We start from the raw sequence: 20,703 nt of genomic DNA, 5'->3' as shown, positions 1-20,703 counted from the left end.
TGTCGCCGCGGCGGCCGCTGATGACCAGGATGCCGTCGCCGCCCGAACCGTGCGCGGGCTTGACCACGAAGCTTTCGCGGCCCTCGAGCTTCTTGTGCAGTTCGGCGATTTCGTGTTCTTCGCGCACCACGGCGTACAGGTCGGGCACGGGCAGCCCGGCCTTGATGGCCAGCTTCTTGGTCAGCAGCTTGTCGTCCACGCGCGGGTAGAACTTGCGCGGGTTGTACATCAGCACGTAGTGGGCGTTGCGCTGGCCGATGCCGACCAGTCCGATCTGGCGCAGCCGGCGGGCGACCTTGAAGGGGTTGAAGAAGGCCATGGCTCAGGCCTTGGTTTCCGGTTCGGGCTTGGCCGGCGGCGGCACGATCGGGTCGGGATCGCGGGCCAGGGCGCGGAAACGCAGCAGTTCGTTGAGCCGGTAGCCGGAATAGCGGCCGAGCACCAGCGCCAGCGCGAACAGGATCAGCAGCACTTCCGGATAGACGAAGACCAGGTGTTCGAGCGGCTGCCAGCTCATCACGACATAGGCCAGGGCGGCGACCACCAGGGTGCCGATGCCTTCGCGGATGGCGGTGCCGGCGCCACGTTCGTCCCAGGCCACCGACATGCGTTCGATGGTCATGGCCATGATGACCATGGGGAACAGCGCGACGCTGAGGCCGACTTCCAGGCCCAGGCGGTTCGACAGCACGCTGACGGCGGCCATCAGCAGCACGACCAGGATCAGGATGGCGGTCAGGCGCGGCACCAGCAGAAGGCGCAGGCGTTCAAGGTAGAAGCGCACCAGCAGGCCGAAGCCCACCACCACCACGAACAGCGAGATGCCGGCGACCAGGGCGGTTTCGCGGAAGGCCAGCGCGATCAGCACCGGCATGAATGTGCCGTAGGTCTTCACGCCCACCAGGTTGCGCAGCAGAAGCATGATGAAGGCGCCGATCGGCACCATCAGCAGGATGCGGTAGGTCTCCTGCGCCTGCAGCGGCAGGCTGAGCAGCGAATAGCGCACCAGGTTCGCGTCGCGCACTTCGAGGCGGCGCTCGGCGGTGGCCATGGCGTCGGCCAGGTTGGCCTTGACGGTGAAGGCCAGGGTCGACGGCGGATCGCCTTCGATGGTTAGCAGGGGTTTGCCGGTGGCGTTCCACAGGAACAGGTCGGAAGGCCGGCCCTCGGCCGTGGTGCGCGGGTCGAGCATGGTCCAGGCCAGGCCGTCGTGCACCAGCAGCCAGGACTGCATGCGGGCTTCGACGCCCGGGTCGATGCCCTCGCCCGCGGGCATCAGCTTCAGGCCGTGCACCACCCGCGCGGGAATGTTGCGGATGGCCAGCAGCTGCACGACGAAGTTGCTGCGGGCGCTGTCGTCGGTGCCGTGCAGTTCGCGCAGCAGCGCGACCTCTTCGCTGGGGTCGGTTTCGTTGAGCCGGCGCAGCAGTTCGCGGGCATAGGTGACGGTGTTCGACGAGCGTTCGCGCACCTGGTCGAGCAGGGTGTTGGCGGCGGTGGCGTAGGGCTCCTCGAACTCGGGCTGCGGCACCAGTTCGGGTTCGAAGTCGAGCTCGGCCGTCGCGCCTTCGTCGGCGCGCACCACGGTGGCGCGGTAGTACAGGTCCTGTTCGCCGACGGCGCGTCGGATCGCCCACTGCACTTCGCGGCCGCTGTCGGAGGTTTCGGGAAGGTTGGTGTAGTTGCGCGCGACGAAACGCTCGTCGAGCAAGGTGAAGCCTGGCGTTGTTTCGGGCAGCTGCAGCGTGACCGTGTTGGCGGCCTTGCGCGGCTGGTACTCAACGTGGGCCTGCAGCGTCCACACCTGCACCTGGGCATCGGGCTGCAGCGGGAACTCGAGCACCTTCCATTTGTAGTAGATCGCCGCGGACGCGGCGACGACGATGGCCAGTGCCAGCAGGTAAAGGTGTCGCTTGCTCATAGGGTTCCCGGTTGGATTCCAGCGCGGCGCCGTGCCCCTGCGGCCGCGCGGCGTGCCAGTGTAACCCCGGGTTGTATCAAGTCGGGAACACCGCCAGCGCCATCGCGGTGGCATTGCAGGCGGCATGGGCGACGAAGGCGGCCCAGAACCGGCCCGTGCGCAGGTAGACCAGGCCAAAACCCATGCCCATCACCAGGTAAACCGCCAGGATGCCCAGCCAGGCGGCCAGGCTGCGGTCGGCGCCCTGGCCCACTTCGTGCAGCAGGGCGAACACGGCCGAGGTGGCGACCAGCCCGGCCAGGGCGCGGCCGGCAACGGCGAAGCGGCGCAGCAGCACATGCCGGAACAGCAGTTCTTCGGCGAACGGACCGATGACGACGACCATCAGCCAGGTCAGCCACGGCCATTGCCGGTTGAGCGCGTTGATCGGTTCGGCATTGCTGGGCGACAGCGGCGCCTCGACGCTGCGCAGGCCGGCGTCGATGGCCAGCACGGCGGCCTGGATGCCGATGCCGGCGACCAGCGACCAGGCCAGCGCCGGACGCAGCGGCGCGCGCGGCAGTTCGCCGGCGATGGCGCGGCCGCGCAGGGCCCAGGTGGCCAGGGCGGCGAGCAGCATGGCCAGGATCGCGGCGACGGTGATCTGCGGCAGGACCGCCTGCATCACCTCCTCCGACGACCTGCCCGGCTGGGCCATGGTTTCGAATATCACCAGCGGCGTGATCAGCAGGACCGAGGCCACCAGCAGGAACAGCACCGACAGCACGGCGTCGATGCCGAAGCCCAGCCAGGGCCGCGGCGGGCGCGGCACCGGAGCCGGCAGCGCGGGGGGCGCCGCGGGCGCAGGTGCCTGAACCGGATTGTCGGACGGGCCGCCCGCAGGCGGCATGTCCTCAGACGTCGAGGTTGGCGACACGCAGGGCGTTGTCTTCGATGAACTCGCGGCGCGGCTCCACCACGTCGCCCATCAGCGTGGAGAAGATTTCGTCGGCGGCGACGGCGTCTTCGATGCGCACCTTGAGCAGGCGGCGCGTTTCCGGGTTCACCGTGGTTTCCCACAGCTGCTCGGGATTCATTTCACCCAGGCCCTTGAAGCGCTGGATCATGCGGCCTTTCTTGGCTTCTTCGAGCAGCCATTCCTGCACCTGCGCGAAGCGCGTGACCGGCTGCACGCGGTTGCCGCGGGTGATGCTGGCGCCGGGCTGGATCAGGCCTTCGAGCGCGGTGGCGACTTCGGTGAGCTGGCGCAGTTCGCCGCCCAGCAGCTGGCTGGCGGGCAGCGTCTGCGTGGACGCCAGGCCGTGGTGCTGCTTGGCAATGACCAGCGCGGCCGGCACGTTCTGGTCGGCGTCAGCCGCCTGCACCGACACCGTGTAACGCGCACGGCCCAGGCCGGTGGCGTTGAGGCGGCGCTCGAGTTCGGTAGTCCAGGTATCAAGCGCACCGGGGGTGGCGAAACCTTCGGCCGACAGCGGCGGCATTTCCAGCATGGCTTCGAGCACCGGCGTATCGACGCGGTGGGCGAAACGCGCCAGGGAATCACGCGCGGCGACGTAGTCGAGCAGCAGTTTTTCCAGCGCGGCGCCGGACACCGGCGGCGCGCCTTCCGACGGGCGCAGCTCGGCGCCTTCGACGGCGTTGTTGGCCAGGTAGGCGTTGAGCGCCGCGTCGTCCTTGAGGTAGAGCTCGTTCTTGCCCTGCTTGAGCTTGTACAGCGGCGGCAGGCCGATATAAACGTGGCCGCGCTCGATCAGGTCCGGCATCTGCCGGTAGAAGAAGGTGAGCAGCAGCGTGCGGATGTGCGAACCGTCGACGTCGGCGTCGGTCATGATGATGATGCGGTGGTAGCGCAGCTTGTCCGGGTTGTATTCGTCCTTGCCGATACCGGTGCCCAGCGCGGTGATCAGCGTGCCGACCTCGGCCGAGGCCAGCATGCGGTCGAAGCGCGCACGTTCGACGTTGAGGATCTTGCCGCGCAGCGGCAGCACCGCCTGGTTCTTGCGGTTGCGGCCCTGCTTGGCCGAACCACCGGCCGAGTCACCCTCGACGATGAAAAGTTCGGACAGCGCCGGATCCTTTTCCTGGCAGTCGGCCAGCTTGCCGGGCAGGCCGGCGATGTCGAGCGCACCCTTGCGGCGGGTCAGGTCGCGAGCCTTGCGCGCCGCTTCGCGCGCACGCGCGGCGTCGACGATCTTGCCGGCGATGGCCTTGGCTTCGTTCGGGCGTTCCTGCAGGAATTCTTCGAGCTTCTGGCCGATGACCGATTCAACGGCCGGGCGCACTTCCGAGCTGACCAGCTTTTCCTTGGTCTGCGAACTGAAGCTGGGGTCGGGCACCTTCACCGACAGCACGGCGATCATGCCTTCGCGCATGTCGTCGCCGGACAGGGAAATCTTGGCCTGCTTGGCGATGCCGTTCTGTTCGATGTAGTTGCTCAGCGTGCGGGTGAGCGCGGCGCGGAAACCGATGAGATGCGTACCGCCATCCTTCTGCGGGATGTTGTTGGTGAAGCAGAACATCGTTTCCTGGTAGCTGTCGGTCCACTGCACGGCGATGTCGACGACGATGCCGTCCTTTTCACCAGAAGCTGAGATAACTGTTTGATGTAGCGGGGTTTTTAGGGCCGACAGGTGTTCCACGAAGCTGCGGATGCCGCCTTCGTATTCGAAGACGTCGCGCTTGCCTTCGCCGCGCTCGTCGACCAGTTCGATGCGCACGCCCGAGTTGAGGAAGCTCAGTTCGCGCAGGCGCTTGGCCAGGATGTCGTAGTGGAACTCAACGTCGGTGAAGATCGCGGCGCTGGGCAGGAAGCGCAGCTGGGTGCCCTTCTTGTTGCCCGAGGGACCCACTTCCTTGAGCGGGTACACCGGCTCGCCGAGCGCATATTCCTGCTGGTAGTGCTGGCCGTCGCGCCAGATGTCCAGCCACAGGCTGGACGACAGCGCATTGACCACCGAGACGCCGACGCCGTGCAGGCCGCCGGACACCTTGTAGCTGTTGTCGTCGAACTTACCGCCGGCGTGCAGCACGGTCATGATGACCTCGGCCGCGGATACGCCTTCTTCCTTGTGGATGTCGACCGGGATGCCGCGGCCGTTGTCGGACACAGAGCAGGAACCGTCGGCGTGCAGGGTGACCTGCACCGCGTCGCAGTGGCCGGCCAGGGCTTCGTCGATGGCGTTGTCGACGACCTCGAACACCATGTGGTGCAGGCCGGTGCCATCGTGCACGTCGCCGATGTACATGCCGGGCCGCTTGCGGACGGCTTCCAGGCCGCGCAGCACGGTGATCTTGCTGGAGTCGTAGTTGTTGTTGGCGGGGATCGGCGGATTCGGGGTGTCGGTCATCGGAGGCGTGTACTCGGGTCCACGGCGGTCCGCCGGCGCCCGGTGGGGCGGCACAGCGAGCCTATAAATAAGGTGTCCGAGTATAGCGCGTGGCGGCTTCACATGGCACACGCGGCCGTTCCGCGGCAATGCGCTCCCGGGGAGCGGGTTCAGGTGATTTGCCCCCCTGCGGCCAGTCAGGCCGTAGTGGGCATTCCCTGTGGGAGGGACTTCAGTCCTGATGCCTTTGCGTCAAAAGCCTTCCCGCGCCTTCCCTGGCTTCAAATCGCCCGCAGTTCCCCGCGTTCCACGTGGAACCTCGCCTTGGGTTCCAGAGGCCCGGACAGGATGGCCGGCGCTTCCGTGGCCGTCAGGATCACCTGGGCCCCGGAGTCCAGCACGGCGGCCAGGGCGTGGCGCAGGTGGGTCTGGTCCAACTCGGACGCCAGGTCGTCCAGGCAGACCAGGGGCCATTCGCCCCGGTCGGCGGCAAAGGCCCGGGCCTGGGCCAGTACGCAGGCCAGGGCCGTCAGTTTCTCCTGACCGCGGGACAGGGCCTCTTTCCCGGGCAAGGCGGGGTAATCCACCCGCCAGTCCGCCCGGTGCGGGCCGACGCTGGTGTAACCCAGGACCAGGTCCCGGTCCCGGGCCAGCAGCAGGGCATCGGCCAGCGGATGTTCGGATTGGCGCCAGCCGGGCAGGAAGCTCATGCCAGCCTGGCCGAGTTCGGGCAGGAACTCGGCGGCGGTGGCGGCCAGCACCGGCTCCAGCCGGGCCAGATAGTCGGCGCGCAGGCTGCTCAGGCGCTGGCCGGAATCCACCAGCTCCAGGTCCCAGGGATCCAGGGCACTGGCCGCCGGCCCACGCTTGAGCAGGGCATTGCGCTGCTTCAGGGCCCGGGCGTACCGCCGCCAGGCCGGAAGGAAGCTCGGTTCCACGTGGAACAGGGCCCAGTCCAGGAAGCGCCGACGGTGTTCGGCGCCCCCGGCAATCAGTTCGTGGCTGCCCGGTTCAAAGCTGACGACGGCCAGCTCGGCGCACAGCTCCGTCAGGCTGGGCGCCGGCGCCCCGTCCAGCCGGGCCTCCCACTCACTGCCGGTATGGCGCAGGCCGGCCCGGCGGGAACGGCCCTGGCCGTCCTGCCACTCCGCATAAACCGAAAGCGCCGGTTGGCCGCTGCGCACCAGGCCGTCGCGCACGCGCCCCCGGAAGGACCGGCCGTAGCCCAGCAGGTGGATGGCCTCGACCAGGCTGGTCTTGCCGGCGCCGTTGCCGCCGGTCACCAGGTTCAGGCCGGCGACGGGTTCGAAGCGGACCTCGGCCAGGCAGCGCAGGTTCTGGACGTCCAGCCGGGTCAGGCGCATGGCGGGCAGGGGCCTCGGACAGCGGCACCGCAGGCAGGCGGGGGCCGGAAACGACACCGCCCGGCAGAAGCCGGGCGGCAATCAGGAGCAGAAAACCGCCGGGTCACAGCCGCAGCGGCATCACCACGTGGCGGCTGCGCTCGTGGCTGGCCTCGCGCACCAGCGCCGAGGAGTTGGCGTCGCGAAGCAGCAGGATCACCGTGTCCTCGCGCAGGGCGCTCAGCGCGTCCAGCAGGTAGGTCACGTTGAAGCCGATGCCCAGGCCGTCGACCTTGGTTTCGGCCTCGATTTCTTCCTGGGCCTCTTCCTGCTCCGGGTTGTGCGCCACGATGCGCACCTGGCCCGGGCTGATCTCGAGCTTGACGCCCCGGTACTTCTCGTTCGACAGGATCGCCGCACGCTGCAGGGCAGCCCGCAGGCCTTCGCGGTCGAGCTTCACTTCCTTGTCGGCGCCGATCGGGATGACCGCGTCGTAGTCGGGGAAGCGGCCGTCGATCAGCTTCGAGGTAAAGGTGACGTCTTCCCGGCGCATGCGCAGGTGGTTGCGGCCCACTTCCAGCTCGACCTCGCGCTCGCCGCCTTCAAGCAGGCGCTGCAGTTCCAGCACGCCCTTGCGCGGCACGATGATCTGCTTGCGGGTCTGGGCGCCGGCGGGCAGGGGCGCTTCGCACAGGGCCAGACGGTGTCCGTCGGTGGCGACACAGCGCAGGCTGTCCTCGCGCAGGTCCAGCAGCAGGCCGTTGAGGTAATACCGGACGTCCTGCTGGGCCATGGCGAACGCGGTGCGTTCGATCAGTTCCTTGAGCGCGGCTTCCGGCACCCGGATGCGTTCGACCAGGTCCAGGTCTTCAACCGCCGGGAAATCGTTGGCGGGCAGGGTGGCCAGGGTGAAGCGGCTGCGCCCGGCCTGCACGGTGACCTTGTCGCCGGACTGGCTGATCGTGACCTTGCTGCCGTCGGGCAGGGCCCGGACGATTTCGAAAAGCTTGCGCGCCGGAATCGTGGTTTCGCCCGGCTGGGCGTCGTCCACGTCGGTGCGGGCAATCATTTCGACTTCCAGGTCGGTGCCGGTCATCGACAGTTTGTCGCCTTCGACCGTGACCAGCAGGTTGGCCAGCACCGGCAGCGTCTGCCGGCGTTCGACCACGTTGACGACCTGCTGCAGGGGTTTGAGCAGAACTTCTCGCGTCAGGCTGAAACGCATGCGATTCCCCAAGCTCCAATGAGTGGATAAATCAAAAACTGGTGGTGGTAGTGTCGCCGAAATCGCGGGATAACACGTCCAACCGTTTGTTTTTAAACAGAAAACTGGTACTGCCAAGTCTGTGCGTTGCGGCCTTGGGATCCTGTGGAAACCTGTGGATAGTTTTCCGTCCCTGGAATTGCCCCCAACTTATACACAGCCCGCCCGGGGATGAGTTCCACGGCCGGCGTTCCACGTTATTCGCTCAGTTTGCGCAGCAGCTTTTCCCAGTCCTCGCGCAGCTTGCCGTCGATCTCCCGCAGTTCACGGATGACCTTGCAGGCGTGCATCACGGTGGTGTGGTCGCGGCCACCGAAGGCATCGCCGATTTCCGGCAGGCTGTGCTCGGTCAGTTCCTTGCTAAGCGACATCGCCATCTGCCGCGGGCGCGCCAGTGAGCGCGTCCGCCGCTTCGACAACAAGTCCGCCATGCGCAGCTGGTAGTAGTCTGCCACGGTCTTCTGGATGTTGCTTATGGAGACCGCCTGCTGCTGGGCCCGCAGCAGGTCGCGCAGGGTTTCCTGGGCGAATTCCACCGTGATCGGCCGGGCCATGAAGTTCGACCGGGCCGCCAGGGTGTTCAGGGCGCCCTCGAGATCGCGCACGTTCGAACGCATGCGCTTGGCGATCAGGTAGGCCACGTCCTCGGGCAGGCGCAGGGAGCGCTCGGCGGCCTTGGCGGTGAGGATGGCGGCGCGGGTTTCGAAATCGGGCGGCTCGATGGCCACGCTCAGGCCCCAGGTAAGCCGGGTCTTGAGCCGGGTTTCGAGGTTTTCCACTTCGCGCGGGTAGCGGTCGCAGGTAAGGATGATCTGCTGCTTGCCGTCGAAAAGCGCGTTGAAGGTGTGGAAGAACTCTTCCTGGGTGGTGTTCTTGCCGGCGAAGAACTGGATGTCGTCGATCAGCAGCGCGTCCACCTGCTGGAACTGGCGCTTGAACTGGTCCATGGACTTCTCCTGCAGCGATTTCATCATCGCGCTGAAGAATTGTTCCGAGCGCAGGTACAGCACCCGCATGCCCGGGTTGTTGCGGCGCATGAAGTTGCCGGCCGCATACATCAGGTGGGTCTTGCCCAGGCCCGAACCCCCGTACAGCAGCAGCGGGTTGTAGGCCTTGCCCGGGTTCTGGGCCACCTGCAGCGCCGCGGCACGGCCCAGCTGGTTGCTGCGGCCCTCGACGAAGTTTTCAAAGGTGTAGTGCGAATCCAGGTTGCCGGTGAATTCAGCGCCCCCGGCGGCGCGCGGGCGCCCCGACCCGGCCTGGGCGGGGGCGGCGGCCGGGCTGGCCACGGCGCGCTGCATCGAGCCCACGGCCAGGGCCACGGCGGCGGGGGCGCCGGCGAAATGGGCCACCAGCTCGCGGATACGGGCCAGGTAGTGCTCGCGCACCTGGTCGACCACGAACTCGTTGGGGGCGTAGAGGGTCAGGCCGTCGGCGTGGGTTTCCACCTGCAGCGGCCGAAGCCAGGTGTGGACCTCTTCGGCGGGCAGTTCGGCTTCCAGTCGTTCCAGGCAGCGAGGCCAGGCAGCATCCATGTTCAAGCGAAATTCCGGGCGACAGCACCGCGTGGGCGCTGTGGATAAGTGTTCGGGGCCGTGCAGTCTAGCGCCGCCTCGCCCGGTCCGCCATGCAATCGAGAGTTGACGACCCCCACGGGAAACCGCTATAGTCCGCGGTCTTTTCCGCCCAAAAACCAACCGGGGTGCCCCATGGCCACCAAGCGCACGTACCAGCCCAGCAACCTCAAGCGCAAGCGCGACCACGGCTTCCGCGCCCGCATGAAGACTGCCGACGGTCGCAAGATCCTCGCCCGTCGTCGTGCCAAGGGTCGCGCCCGCCTCGCGGTCTGACGCGTCGCCGCCGGCTTTCCGGCGGCCGCCTGACGGGCTGTGAATAATCTTCCGCCCGTCCCGCCGAGCGACTTCCCGCCGAACGCGCGTCTGCGCGTATCCGCCCAGTACCAGGCGGTGTTCAAGGCAGGTCGCCGGCTCTCCAGCCCACAGCTGAGGTTGTTTGCCCACGTCCGGGCCGAGGCCACCGAGCCGCGGCTCGGCGTTGCCGTGTCCAAGAAAGTGGACAAACGCGCCGTCGGCCGCAACCGCATCAAGCGCATCGCCAGGGACGTCTTCCGCCGCGAACGCCACCGCCTGCCCGCCGGCGACTACGTGCTGATCGCCCAGCCGGGCGCGTCCGCGCTGGACAACCCGGGCCTGCGCGAACAGTGGCTGCAGCTGCTGGAAAGGGCGCGGTCGTTGAAGCCCACCGCCCCTGCCGGCACAATGCCTGCCTCCCCGGACGCGCGCGAGCGCCCCGCCACCGACTCCTGACCGAGACTTCCCGCCGGCCCCGGCCTTCCGCCCGGCGCCTGCAGCCTGCCCATGAACCAGACCCGTACCTTCCTGCTGATCGCCTGGCTTGCCGTTGCCTTCCTGCTGTTCCTGGAATGGAACAAGGGCCCGGTTGAACCCAATCCCGCCGAAGCGGCGCCCGCCGCAGCCCTGCCCGAACCGTCGGCGGCGCTGCCCGAAGACGGCGCGGTGCCAGACGCCGCGGCGGTGCCGGCCACGGCCGCCCTGCCCGCCGCGCCCGCGCCCGGCGCGGCGCCCGCGGCCACCGGACCGGCGGCCTCCAGCCCGGGCCTGCTGCGCGTGCGCACCGACGTGCTGGACCTGCGCGTGGACCTGCGCGGCGGCAACCTGGTTGGGGCCGAACTGCTGCAGTACCCGGTGGACAAGGACGAGCCCGGGCGCAAGGTGCGCCTGTTCGACAACGACGCCGCGCGTTTTTCGGTCGCGCAGTCCGGCCTGGTTGCCACCGCCGGCAACGCCCCAAACCACGAGGCGGTGTTCCGCCCCGAAGGCGGCCGCACCGACTTCCAGCTTGCCGACGGCCAGGACCGCCTGGAAATCCCGCTGCTGTGGACCGATCCGGCCACCGGCGTCACCGTGCGCAAGACCTGGGTGCTTGAGCGCGGCGAATACGCCCTGACCCTGCGCGAAGAAATCCGCAACGACGGCGCCGCCGCCTGGCGCGGTTATGGCTACCAGCAGCTGCAGCGCGTGCCGCCCGTGGCCCAGTCCAAGGGCATGGCGCTGACCAACCCCGAGGCTTACAGCTTCACCGGCGGCGCCTGGTACAGCCCTGGCGAGAAGTTCGAAAAGCGCAAGTACGACGACTTCGCCGAAGACGGCCCGCTCAACCTCGACGTCACCGGCGGCTGGATCGCCCTGCTGCAGCACCACTTCCTGGTGGCCTGGGTGCCGGCCAAGTCCGAGCCGCAGCGTTTTTCGCTGGCGACCCTGGGCAACGGCCAGCCGCGTTACCTGGTGCGCAGCGTCGGCGCGCCCTTCGAAGTTGCGCCGGGCACGGCGACCACGCGTGAAGCCACGCTGTGGGTGGGCCCGAAGCTGCAGGAGCAGCTGCAGGAAGTGGCCCCGGGCCTGAAGCTGACGCTGGACTACGGCATCTTCACCTTCCTCGCCCAGCCGATGTTCGACTACGTGCTCGAGCCGCTGCACGACCTGACCCGCAACTGGGGCTGGGCGATCATCCTGACCGTGCTGATCATCAAGCTGGTGCTGTACCCGCTGTCGGCCAAGCAGTACCAGAGCTTCGCCAAGATGCGCGCGATCCAGCCGCGCATCGAGTCGCTCAAGGAACGTTACGGCGACGACAAGCAGAAGTTCCAGATGGCGATGATGGAGCTCTACAAGAAAGAGAAGATCAATCCGATCGGCGGCTGCCTGCCGATCCTGGTGACCATCCCGGTGTTCATCGCGCTGTACTGGATGCTTCTCGAGTCGGTGGAAATGCGCCAGGCGCCGTGGATCGGCTGGATCCAGAACCTGACCGCGCCGGACCCGTACTTCATCCTCCCGGCGATCAACCTGGCGGTGATGTACCTCACCCAGAAGATGACGCCGACTCCGGGCATGGACCCGATGCAGAAGAAGATGATGACGGCGATGCCGTTGGTCTTCGGCGTCATGATGGCCTTCTTCCCGTCGGGCCTGGTGCTGTACTGGTGCACCAACGGCATCCTGGGCCTGGCCCAGCAGTGGGTCATCACCAAGCGCCATGGCTCCAAACCGTCGGCGCCGGCTCCGGCCAAATAGTTTTTGGACGCGGATCAGAGCGGATGACCGCGGATAGAAGCGGATACATCAGAAACAAGTGATTGGGGAGGGGCCGTCGAGGCCCCTCCCTTTTTCATGCCTTTTGATTTATCCGCCCTTATCCGCCTTAATCCGCACTGATCCGCGTACTGAAACGAAGCCCATGACCCAGCGCGACACGATTGCGGCGATTGCGACGGCGGCCGGTGCCGCCGGTGTCGGGATCGTGCGTCTCAGCGGCCCCGGCTGCCGCGCCATCGGCGCGACGCTGCTCGGCCGCCGGCCCGAGCCGCGGCATGCGCATTACCTGCGGTTCCGTGACGACGACGGCGAGGTCATCGACGATGGGCTGATGCTGTTTTTCCCGGGCCCGCAGTCCTATACCGGCGAAGACGTGCTGGAACTGCAGGGTCACGGAAGCCCACTCTTGCTGGCGCGGCTGCTGCGCCGCTGCCTGGCCCTGGGCGCGCGCCATGCGCGGCCAGGCGAGTTCACCGAACGGGCCTTCCTCGAAGGCCGGCTGGACCTGGCCCAGGCCGAGGCCGTCGCCGACCTCATAAGCGCCGGCAGCGAAGCCGCGCTGCGCGCCGCCCGGCGTTCGCTGGACGGTGAATTCTCGCGTCGCGTCGAAGCCGTGGTCGAAGGCCTGGTGGCGCTGCGGGTCTGGATCGAGGCCGCGCTGGACTTCCCCGAAGAGGAAGTGGACTTCCTGGCAGCGCCGGAACTGCAGCAACGCCTGCGTGGCGTCGCCGGCGACCTCGACCGGCTGCGCGCCGATGCCGGCCGCGGCAAACGCCTGCTCGACGGTCTGCACGTGGTGATTGCCGGCGCGCCCAACGCCGGCAAGTCGTCCCTGCTCAATGCCCTGGCCGGCGAAGAGCGCGCCATCGTCACCGACATCGCCGGCACCACCCGCGACCTGCTGCGCGAACGCATCCTGGTCGACGGCATCGAACTGACCCTGGTTGATACCGCCGGCCTGCGCGAGGCCCCCGACCAGATCGAACGCGAAGGCATCCGCCGCGCCCGCGCCGAACTCGACCGCGCCGACCTGGTGCTGGCCGTGCTCGACGACCAGGTGCCCGCCGCGGCGCGCCTGGACCTGCCCGCCGGCGTGCCGGTGCTGTGGCTGCACAACAAGGCCGACCTCAGCGGCGCCCCGGTCCACGCCGAACGCCACGACGACGGCGAACACCTCTGGCTGTCCGCCCGCACCGGCGAAGGCCTCGACGACCTGCGACGTCGCCTGCGCGAAGCGGCCGGGCAGGGCGAGGGCAGCGAAGGCGCCTTCAGCGCCCGGGCCCGCCACCTCGAGGCCATGGACCGCGCCGCCGTGCTGCTGGCCCAGGGCGCAAAACAGCTGCACCACGGCGCCGGCGAGCTGGCGGCCGAAGAACTGCGGCGGGCCCAGGACGCCCTGGGTGAAATCACCGGCCGGATCGACGCGGACGCCCTGCTGGGGCGGATCTTCGCGGACTTCTGCATCGGCAAGTAGGGCCGGCCAGGGGTCGCGCCGGGCCAAACCGTGACGCAAATCGCAGCCCATAACGATTTCGCCTTGACAAACCGGCCAAACTCTTATGTGCTGAACGTCATGGTTTGTTAACTTTTCAGGGGAAAACCTAAATGACCGCGTCGACGCCCGTCTCTTCCCGTGCCTTGAGCTGGGCCATCGCCCTGGCCCTGGGCCTCAGCCTCGCCGCCTGTTCCAAGGACGAGGCCGAACCGGATGCGGCCGCGGGCAAGGCCCCGGCCGCCGCCCAGCCCGCCGGTCCCAGCGCCGAGGAAGTCCAGGCCATGGAGGCCCAGGAGGCCGCCGAGGCCGCGCTGGCCAGCCTGAGCATCGACGAGTTGCGCAGCCGCGGTTCCCAGGCCCTGCGCGAACAGCGCCTGTACGCCCCGGCCGGCGACAACGCCATGGAGTACTACCTGACCCTGCGCGAGAAGAGCGACAAGCCCGATGCCTCGGCGGAAAGCGCCCTCATCGACCTGATGCCCTACGCCATCATCGCCGCCGAACAGGCCATCGGCCGTGAGGACTTCATCGAAGCCGAACGCCTGCGTGCCCTGGTCGAGCGCACCGACGCCCAGACCCCGGCCCTGCCGCGCATCAAGGATTCCATCGCCAAGGGTCGTGCCGGCGTGGTCGAACGCGCCGAACAGGAAGCCGAACGCGCCGCCCAGCGCGAGCGTGACGCCGAACTGGCTGCCCAGCGCGCCGCCGACGAAGCCGCCGCGGCCCAGCCGGAACCGGCCCAGCCGGCCACGCCGGCCCCGACCCAGCCAGCCCAGCCCGCCACCCCGGCCCCGACCCAGCCGGCCACGCCGCCGCCTGCCCCGGCCCAGCCTGCCCGGCCGGACCTGGCCAGCAGCAGCAACCCGGTGGCCGTGCGCGCGCCGCAGCCTTCCTACCCGCGTGCGGCTTACCGCAGCGGCGTGTCGGGCGAAGTCACCGTCGAGATCTCCATCGCCGCCAGCGGCGAGGTGACCAATGTCAGCATCACCCGCTCGCAGCCGCGCGGCACCTTCGACCGCGAAGTGATGAACACTGTGCGCGACTGGCGCTTCGAGCCGATGGACGGCCCGGCCACCATCACCCGCACCTTCACCTTCCGCCCGTAAGTTTCGCGGAAGCGGGAAAAGAAAAAGGCCCGGCATTCGCCGGGCCTTTTTTCTTCCCGAGGCCAGGTCTCAGGCAGACACCGCCAACTGTTCGCGGTGGTAGATGCGCACCGCCAGCCAGACCAGCAACACCGCCAGCCCCAGCGTGCAGCCGAAGCTGAGCGCGAAATCCAGCAGCGACACGGTTTCGCCGCGCGCCAGTTCCATGATCAGCAGGTTCTGCGAAAGCAGCGGCGTGGCCGACATCCACAGCTCGCCCTTCATCGGCGACACCATCAGCAGCACCGAGGGAATCATCGGCAGCAGCATCAGCAGCGACAGGTAGGTCTGCGCCTCGCGGTAGCTCTTGGCGTAGGCCGCGACCACCGTCTGCAGCGCCGCGAACACCAGGGCCAGCGGCACCATCAGCAGGCCGGCGCGAAGGATGAGTCCGGCGCCGAAATCGACCTTCATGCCCAGCTTGTCGAGCGGGATGAACTGGAAGGCCACGGCGAAGGCGACCAGGCTGAGCATCATCGACACCATGGCGAATCCGAAGGTGGCACCCAGCTTGCCCAGCACGATCTGCGCCCGCGAGGCCGGGCTGGCCAGCAAGGGTTCCAGCGACTGCCGTTCGCGTTCGCCGGCGGTGGTGTCGATGGCCAGGTACATGCCGCCCAGGAAGGCGCCCAGCACGAGCAGGTAGGGCAGGAAGCTCATCAGCTGGCCGGCGCGCTGCTGGGTGCTGGCCAGGTCACGCTGGGCCACCACCACCGGCGACAGGATCGCCGGGTGCAGGCCACGTGCACTGACCCGCAGCGCCGATTGCTGCTTCGAATACGCCTCGAGCAATCCCGACAGCCGCGACATCGGCGCCCGCGCATCGCGGTCGGAACTGTCGTGCAATACTTGTACCTGGGCGGTTTCGCCGGCGCGCCAGCGCTCGGGATAGTCGGCCGGGATCACCAGCACCGCCCGGGCGTCACGTGCCCGCACGGCGGCTTCGGAATCTTCCGGCGCCGGCTGCACCTGCACGCCCTGCTGCTTGAGCCAGCCCACCAGGTTGGGCGCGTGTTCGGCGCCGACCACGGGCACGTCCAGCGGCTTTTCGGCGTTGGAAAGTTCACGCGTGATCATGAAGCTCATCATCATCACGAAGAACACCGGGCCCAGCAGCGGGCCCATCACCAGCGCGTTGAAGACCGTCTTGCGGTCGCGCAGGTTTTCGGTGACTTCCTTGAGGAAAACAGTGATCGCGGCGCTCATGCCATCAGTCCTTCTTCGGTGCCGATCGCCTTGACGAAGGCGTCCTCGAGATTGCTTTCGCCGGTCTGCGCGCGCAGTTCGTCCGCGGTGCCCTCGGCGACGACGCGGCCGTGGGCAATGATGACGATGCGGTCACACAGCGCCGCCACCTCCTGCATGATGTGGCTGGAGAACAGCACGCAGCGGCCCTCGTCGCGCAGCTGGTGCAGGAAGCGGCGCATGGCGCGCGTGGCCATCACGTCAAGGCCGTTGGTGGGTTCGTCCAGGATCACGTTGCGCGGGTCGTGCACCAGTGCCCGGGCGATCGCCGTCTTTACCCGCTGGCCCTGGGAAAAGCCTTCGGTGCGCCGGTCGATGATGTCGCCCATGTCCAGCGCGTCCACCAGCGTTTGCGTGCGCGCGTCGATGGTGGCGTCGTCCAGGCCATGCAGGCGGCCGAAGTAGCGGATGTTCTCGCGGCTGCTCAGGCGCTTGTACAAACCGCGCGAATCGGGAAGCACGCCCAGCCGGCGGCGCACCGCCTCGGGGTCCTTCGCGGCATCCACGCCGTCCACCAGCACCTGTCCGCGGTCGGGGCGGAGCAGGGTGTAGAGCATGCGCAGGGAGGTGGTCTTGCCGGCGCCGTTGGGGCCCAGCAGGCCGGTGATCTGGCCGTCGTTGGCGCGGAAGCTGACGCCGTCCACGGCTTTGACCTTGCCAAAGGCCTTGTGCAGGTCGAGGACCTCGATCATGGCGCGGCTCCGTTGTAATCCAGGAAGAAGGGCGAGGCGCCGAGCACCTCGAGGCAGGCCGTGTCGAGGCCGGCCGGGTCCAGCGTTTCCACGAACTCGGCGGCCAGGCGCGGGGTGCAGCCGCGGGAAAGCAGGATGTGGCCCTGGCCCTTGCCGACCAGGTGGCGCGAACGCGGCAGCGACTTGGCCACCTCGTCGGCGTAGCGCGGCGGCGTCACCGGGTCGAGTTCGCCCGACATCAGCAGGGTCGGCACGTCGCCGGCCAGCGGTTCGCGGAAACCTTCCGACACCGGCCCGCTGGGCCAGACGCTGCACTGGTTGAGGGTGACGCCGACGATGGCGTTGCCCAGGATCAGCCCGGCGTCTTCATCCCGTGCGGCCAGGCGCGGCGCGTCTTCGGCGCAGATCACCGACAGCTGCATGCCGTGGTTGATCTGCCCGGTCAGTGCGTCGTAAACCAGCGCGGCCTGGGCCACCAGCGGCGCCGGCCGGCCCTCCCGGGCCTCGTCGAGCAGCAGCGGCAGCAGGGCGGCGGTTTCCGGCGCGTAGGCAAACAGGCGGGCGATCACCGCCACGGCCGACTCGTCCAGGCGAAGTTCGCGAGTGGCGAACGTGCGCGGGTCCGGCACCAGCACCGTGGTGGGCTGCGCGCGGGCGCGATCGCGCAGCGCGTATAGCGTTTGGTAGGGATCGCCGAAGGCATCGCGGCAGGCGGCTTCCTCGGCGCAGCGGCCCAGGATGGCCTTGAGCGTGGTTTCGAGGTTGATGCTGTGTTCGCTGCCCAGAGCCAGCCCGGGCGGCACCACGCCGTCGAGCAGCAGGCTGCGCACGCCGTCGGGATACTGGCGCGCATATTCCTGGGCGACGCGGGTGCCGTAGGAGCCGCCGTACACGTTCAGGGCCGGCGCGCCCAGGGCCTGGCGCAGCGCCTCGATGTCGGTCACCGCCACCGAGGTGGTGTATTGCGCCACGTCGGCGTCGAAGGACGCGAGGCAATCACGCGCCATTTCCACCTGCCGTTCGTCCGATTCGGCGACTTCGGCCATCTCGTCCGGGAAATCGCAGGCCAGGCGGTGGCCTTCGCCGGTGCCGCGCTGGTCGATGAACACGACGTGGCGCTTCTCGCGCAGGCGGGCGAAGCCACCGGCGGCGGACGGGAAGGTTTCCGTGGCCGATTGGCCCGGACCGCCGGCAATGAACAGCACCATGTCGGCAGCGGGCTCGGAGGAGCGCGCCGCGGCCAGCCCGACCTTCAGGACCAGCTTGCGGCCGTCGGGCTTTTCGGGGTTCTCGGGCACCTCGAGCCTGGCGCATTCGTAGCGGCTGGTGGCGCCGGTGCCGGGCTGGGGCAGGTCACAGTCGGTGAATTCAAGCTGGCCAATCCTGCGGGCCTCCGCCTCGGGCGTTACCAGCAGCGCCGCCAGCGCCAGCGAAAAGAGCAAGGGTTTCATGGACTCTCCCATCCGGGCCAAAGCGGCCCACAGGATGACAGACGTCCCGGGACGCCGAAACGTGACGAAGGATCCGACCCTATTTGCTGCTGACGTACTTTTCGCGGCGGATATGGGGCACCGGCAGGCCGGCCGCCTTGAGGGTCTCGAAGCAGGCATCGACCATGTTCGGGTTGCCGCACAGGTAGGCGATGTCACCTTCGGCCGAGGGCGCGAAGTCGGCCAGGGCTTCCTGCACGTAGCCGCGGCGGTCGTCCGGCGCCGCATCGGCGGGCAGTTCGCGGCTGAAGCAGGGCACGAAGCGGAAACCCGGGTTGGCGGCGGCGAACGCGCGGAAGTCGCCGCCGTAAAGCAGCTCCTGCGGCGTGCGGCAGCCGAACAGCAGCACGACCTCGATGCCACGTTCGCGAATCAGTTCGGCCAGCCGCGGCAGCATGGCGCGGTAGGGCGTGACGCCGGTGCCGGTGCCGATAAGCAGGTAGCGGCGGTTGGCGTCATTGGGCATCAGGCAGAAGCGGCCATAAGGGCCGGACGCCTGGATCTGCTGGCCTTCGTCGAGCGCCTCGAACAGCGCCGTGGCGGCACCGCCGGCAACGTAGCTGACCGCGATCTCCACCGCTTCGCCCGGACCCAGGGCGTGGTCGTGCATGGTCGCCAGGGAATAGCTGCGTTTGGTCGGCGTGCCGTCGGCGTAGTTGAAATGCACCTGGATGAACTGGCCGGGGATGAAGTCGAGCGGCTGGCCGTCGTCACGGGCAAATTCAAGATGGCGCACGCTGGGGGCGAGCATTCGGCTGCCGACCACGCGAAGCGGGAAATGCACGATGGCCAATACGGACTCCGGGAATGGGAAACAGTGTGCCGCCCCGGCCCGGGGGGCCGGGGCGGCAAGGCGCCTATAATAAGGCCCCATCGCCCACCGGCGCAGCGCCGGCCGGCCCAGGAGCCCCATGCAGAAGCAACCCGCGCTGGAGATCCGTGATCTCCGCAAGACCTATGACAATGGCGTTCAAGCCCTCAAGGGCGTGTCAATGCGCGTCGAGGAAGGCGACTTCTACGCCCTGCTCGGCCCCAACGGCGCCGGTAAATCCACGCTTATCGGCATCGTCAGCTCGCTGGTGAACAAGAGCGCCGGTGAAGTCCGCGTGTTTGGCGTCGACCTTCACGCCAACCGCTCGCAGGCCATGCGCCTGGTCGGGCTGGTGCCGCAGGAGATCAACTTCAACATGTTCGAGCAGCCGCTCGACATCCTGGTCAACTACGCCGGCTTCTACGGCATCCCGCGCGAGCAGGCCCTGGTCCGCGCCGAGGAAGAGCTGAAGAAGGCGCAGCTCTGGGACAAGGCGCGCAAGATGTCGCGCACGCTGTCGGGCGGCATGAAGCGCCGGCTGATGATCGCCCGCGCCATGATGACGCGGCCGAAGCTGCTTATCCTCGACGAACCCACCGCCGGCGTCGACATCGAAATCCGCCGCGGCATGTGGAAGACGCTCAAGGAGGTCAACGCCGCCGGCACCACGGTCATCCTCACCACGCATTACCTGGAGGAAGCCGAAAGCCTGTGCCGCAACCTGGCGATCATCGACCACGGCCGCATCATCGAAGAAGGCCCGATGAAGACGCTGCTGGCCAAGCTCGACGTCGAAGGTTTCCTGATCGACGTGATGGGTACGGTGCCGGCTTCGCTGCCGCAGATCGAAGGCGCCACCCTGCTGGCCGAAGACGACCACACGATCGACCTGGAGATGCCGCGCGACATGGACCTCAACCGCGTGTTCGCCGCGCTCGACACCGCCGGCATCCGGGTCCGTTCGATGCGCACCAAGTCCAACCGGCTCGAGGAACTCTTCGTGCGCCTGACCGGCAACACCGAGGTGACCCCGTGAGCCCCAATCTGGTTGCACTGTTCACCATCGCCCGCCGCGAAGTCGCGCGCATCCTGCGCATCTGGGGCCAGACCCTGGTGCCGCCGGCGATCACGATGACGCTGTATTTCCTGATTTTCGGCAACCTCATCGGCTCGCGCATCGGCACCATGGACGGCATCAGCTACATGGACTTCATCGTGCCCGGCCTGGTGATGATGTCGATCATCCAGAACGCCTACGGCAACATCAGCTCGAGCTTCTTCGGCGCCAAGTTCGGCCGGCACGTCGCAGAACTGCTGGTCAGCCCGATGCCGAACTGGGTGATCCTGGGCGGCTACGTCGCCGGCGGCGTGCTGCGCGGGCTGATGGTCGGCGCGATCGTTCTGTGCATCGCCATGCTGTTCACCACGGTGCGCATCCCGCACCCGGTGGTCACCCTGGCCACGGTTTTCCTGGGCGCGGTCATCTTCTCGCTGGCGGGCTTCGTCAACGCCGTGTACGCCAAGAAGTTCGACGATGTCGCCATCGTGCCCACCTTCATCCTGACCCCGCTGACCTACCTGGGCGGCGTGTTCTATTCGGTGAAGCTGCTGCCGGCCTGGGCCGAAACGGCCACCCACCTCAATCCGATCTTCTACATGGTCAACGCCTTCCGCTACGGCCTGCTGGGCCAGTCGGACGTGTCCATGGCGGTGGCCTTCGCGCTGATGCTGGCCTTCGTGGTCGGCCTGGGCGCCCTGGCCCTGTGGTTGCTCAAGCGCGGAGTCGGGCTGCGCACCTGAGCCCCGCGCGGGCTGGTCTGGCCGGGCCCGGCGGG

The 20,703-nt window shown here is 68.1% G+C and carries 18 protein-coding genes; 7 read left to right on the top strand and 11 right to left on the bottom strand.

Features of this window, described 5'->3' with window-relative positions:
* The 7 genes from AACZ35_RS04270 to dnaA all read right to left on the bottom strand — a co-directional run.
* The coding region (locus AACZ35_RS04270) for a sugar-transfer associated ATP-grasp domain-containing protein (RefSeq protein WP_339826458.1) at positions 1–319 on the bottom strand (319 nt) is incomplete at its 3' end.
* 3 nt (positions 320–322) lie between these two features.
* A complete protein-coding gene (locus AACZ35_RS04265; RefSeq protein ID WP_339826456.1) occupies positions 323–1,921 on the bottom strand; it encodes a UUP1 family membrane protein in 1,599 nt (532 codons plus the stop codon).
* Positions 1,922–1,997: 76 nt separating this feature from the next.
* Positions 1,998–2,732, bottom strand: coding sequence for a CPBP family intramembrane glutamic endopeptidase (locus tag AACZ35_RS04260; protein WP_339826454.1), 735 nt, complete (start codon positions 2,730–2,732; stop codon positions 1,998–2,000).
* Positions 2,733–2,814: 82 nt separating this feature from the next.
* Complete coding sequence (gene gyrB / locus AACZ35_RS04255) at positions 2,815–5,268, bottom strand: DNA topoisomerase (ATP-hydrolyzing) subunit B (protein ID WP_339826452.1); 2,454 nt, start codon at positions 5,266–5,268, stop codon at positions 2,815–2,817.
* Between the two features lie 260 nt (positions 5,269–5,528).
* On the bottom strand, positions 5,529–6,611 hold the full coding sequence (gene recF, locus AACZ35_RS04250; RefSeq protein ID WP_339826450.1) for a DNA replication/repair protein RecF: 1,083 nt from the start codon (positions 6,609–6,611) through the stop codon (positions 5,529–5,531).
* 103 nt (positions 6,612–6,714) lie between these two features.
* Positions 6,715–7,815 (bottom strand): DNA polymerase III subunit beta, encoded by a 1,101-nt coding sequence (gene dnaN / locus AACZ35_RS04245; RefSeq protein WP_339826448.1) that lies wholly within the window; start codon positions 7,813–7,815, stop codon positions 6,715–6,717.
* A gap of 236 nt (positions 7,816–8,051) precedes the next feature.
* Complete coding sequence (gene dnaA / locus AACZ35_RS04240; RefSeq protein ID WP_339826446.1) at positions 8,052–9,389, bottom strand: chromosomal replication initiator protein DnaA; 1,338 nt, start codon at positions 9,387–9,389, stop codon at positions 8,052–8,054.
* A 174-nt stretch (positions 9,390–9,563) separates the two neighbouring features.
* Between dnaA and rpmH the strand changes: the two genes are divergently transcribed.
* The 5 genes from rpmH (at position 9,564) to AACZ35_RS04215 (ending at position 14,591) form a co-directional block, all read left to right on the top strand.
* Positions 9,564–9,704 carry a 50S ribosomal protein L34 gene (gene rpmH, locus AACZ35_RS04235; RefSeq protein WP_026817103.1) on the top strand — a complete coding sequence of 47 codons (141 nt, stop codon included), beginning with the start codon at positions 9,564–9,566 and terminating at the stop codon, positions 9,702–9,704.
* Positions 9,705–9,743: 39 nt separating this feature from the next.
* A complete protein-coding gene (gene rnpA, locus AACZ35_RS04230) occupies positions 9,744–10,181 on the top strand; it encodes a ribonuclease P protein component (RefSeq protein ID WP_339826437.1) in 438 nt (145 codons plus the stop codon).
* 51 nt (positions 10,182–10,232) lie between these two features.
* Positions 10,233–11,969 carry a membrane protein insertase YidC gene (gene yidC / locus AACZ35_RS04225; protein ID WP_339826435.1) on the top strand — a complete coding sequence of 579 codons (1,737 nt, stop codon included), beginning with the start codon at positions 10,233–10,235 and terminating at the stop codon, positions 11,967–11,969.
* 163 nt (positions 11,970–12,132) lie between these two features.
* A complete protein-coding gene (gene mnmE, locus AACZ35_RS04220; protein WP_339826433.1) occupies positions 12,133–13,464 on the top strand; it encodes a tRNA uridine-5-carboxymethylaminomethyl(34) synthesis GTPase MnmE in 1,332 nt (443 codons plus the stop codon).
* Positions 13,465–13,595: 131 nt separating this feature from the next.
* Entirely contained in the window at positions 13,596–14,591 is a 996-nt protein-coding gene (locus AACZ35_RS04215; RefSeq protein WP_339826431.1) for an energy transducer TonB, read from the top strand.
* 69 nt (positions 14,592–14,660) lie between these two features.
* Here AACZ35_RS04215 and AACZ35_RS04210 read toward each other — a convergent pair whose 3' ends face one another.
* The 4 genes from AACZ35_RS04210 to AACZ35_RS04195 form a co-directional block, all read right to left on the bottom strand.
* Positions 14,661–15,836 carry an ABC transporter permease gene (locus AACZ35_RS04210; RefSeq protein ID WP_339826429.1) on the bottom strand — a complete coding sequence of 392 codons (1,176 nt, stop codon included), beginning with the start codon at positions 15,834–15,836 and terminating at the stop codon, positions 14,661–14,663.
* Positions 15,833–16,567, bottom strand: a complete 735-nt coding sequence (locus AACZ35_RS04205; protein WP_339826427.1) for an ATP-binding cassette domain-containing protein — start codon at positions 16,565–16,567, stop codon at positions 15,833–15,835. The genes AACZ35_RS04210 and AACZ35_RS04205 overlap by 4 nt, the downstream gene beginning before the upstream one ends.
* Positions 16,564–18,018, bottom strand: coding sequence for an alpha/beta hydrolase (locus AACZ35_RS04200; protein ID WP_339826425.1), 1,455 nt, complete (start codon positions 18,016–18,018; stop codon positions 16,564–16,566). The genes AACZ35_RS04205 and AACZ35_RS04200 overlap by 4 nt, the downstream gene beginning before the upstream one ends.
* A 79-nt stretch (positions 18,019–18,097) precedes the next feature.
* Positions 18,098–18,850 carry an FAD-binding oxidoreductase gene (locus tag AACZ35_RS04195; RefSeq protein WP_339826423.1) on the bottom strand — a complete coding sequence of 251 codons (753 nt, stop codon included), beginning with the start codon at positions 18,848–18,850 and terminating at the stop codon, positions 18,098–18,100.
* Between the two features lie 118 nt (positions 18,851–18,968).
* Here AACZ35_RS04195 and AACZ35_RS04190 point away from each other — a divergent pair, with 118 nt between their 5' ends.
* On the top strand, positions 18,969–19,904 hold the full coding sequence (locus AACZ35_RS04190; RefSeq protein WP_339826421.1) for an ABC transporter ATP-binding protein: 936 nt from the start codon (positions 18,969–18,971) through the stop codon (positions 19,902–19,904).
* Positions 19,901–20,668 (top strand): ABC transporter permease, encoded by a 768-nt coding sequence (locus AACZ35_RS04185; RefSeq protein WP_339826419.1) that lies wholly within the window; start codon positions 19,901–19,903, stop codon positions 20,666–20,668. Before AACZ35_RS04190 ends, AACZ35_RS04185 begins: the two co-directional genes overlap by 4 nt.
* Positions 20,669–20,703: the final 35 nt, after the last annotated feature.

It is taken from the genome of uncultured Arenimonas sp. (assembly GCF_963976025.1).
GTDB lineage: Bacteria > Pseudomonadota > Gammaproteobacteria > Xanthomonadales > Xanthomonadaceae > Arenimonas.
Note: the sequence above shows the minus strand (reverse complement) of the source record. Positions and strands in the feature narration are given on the sequence as shown.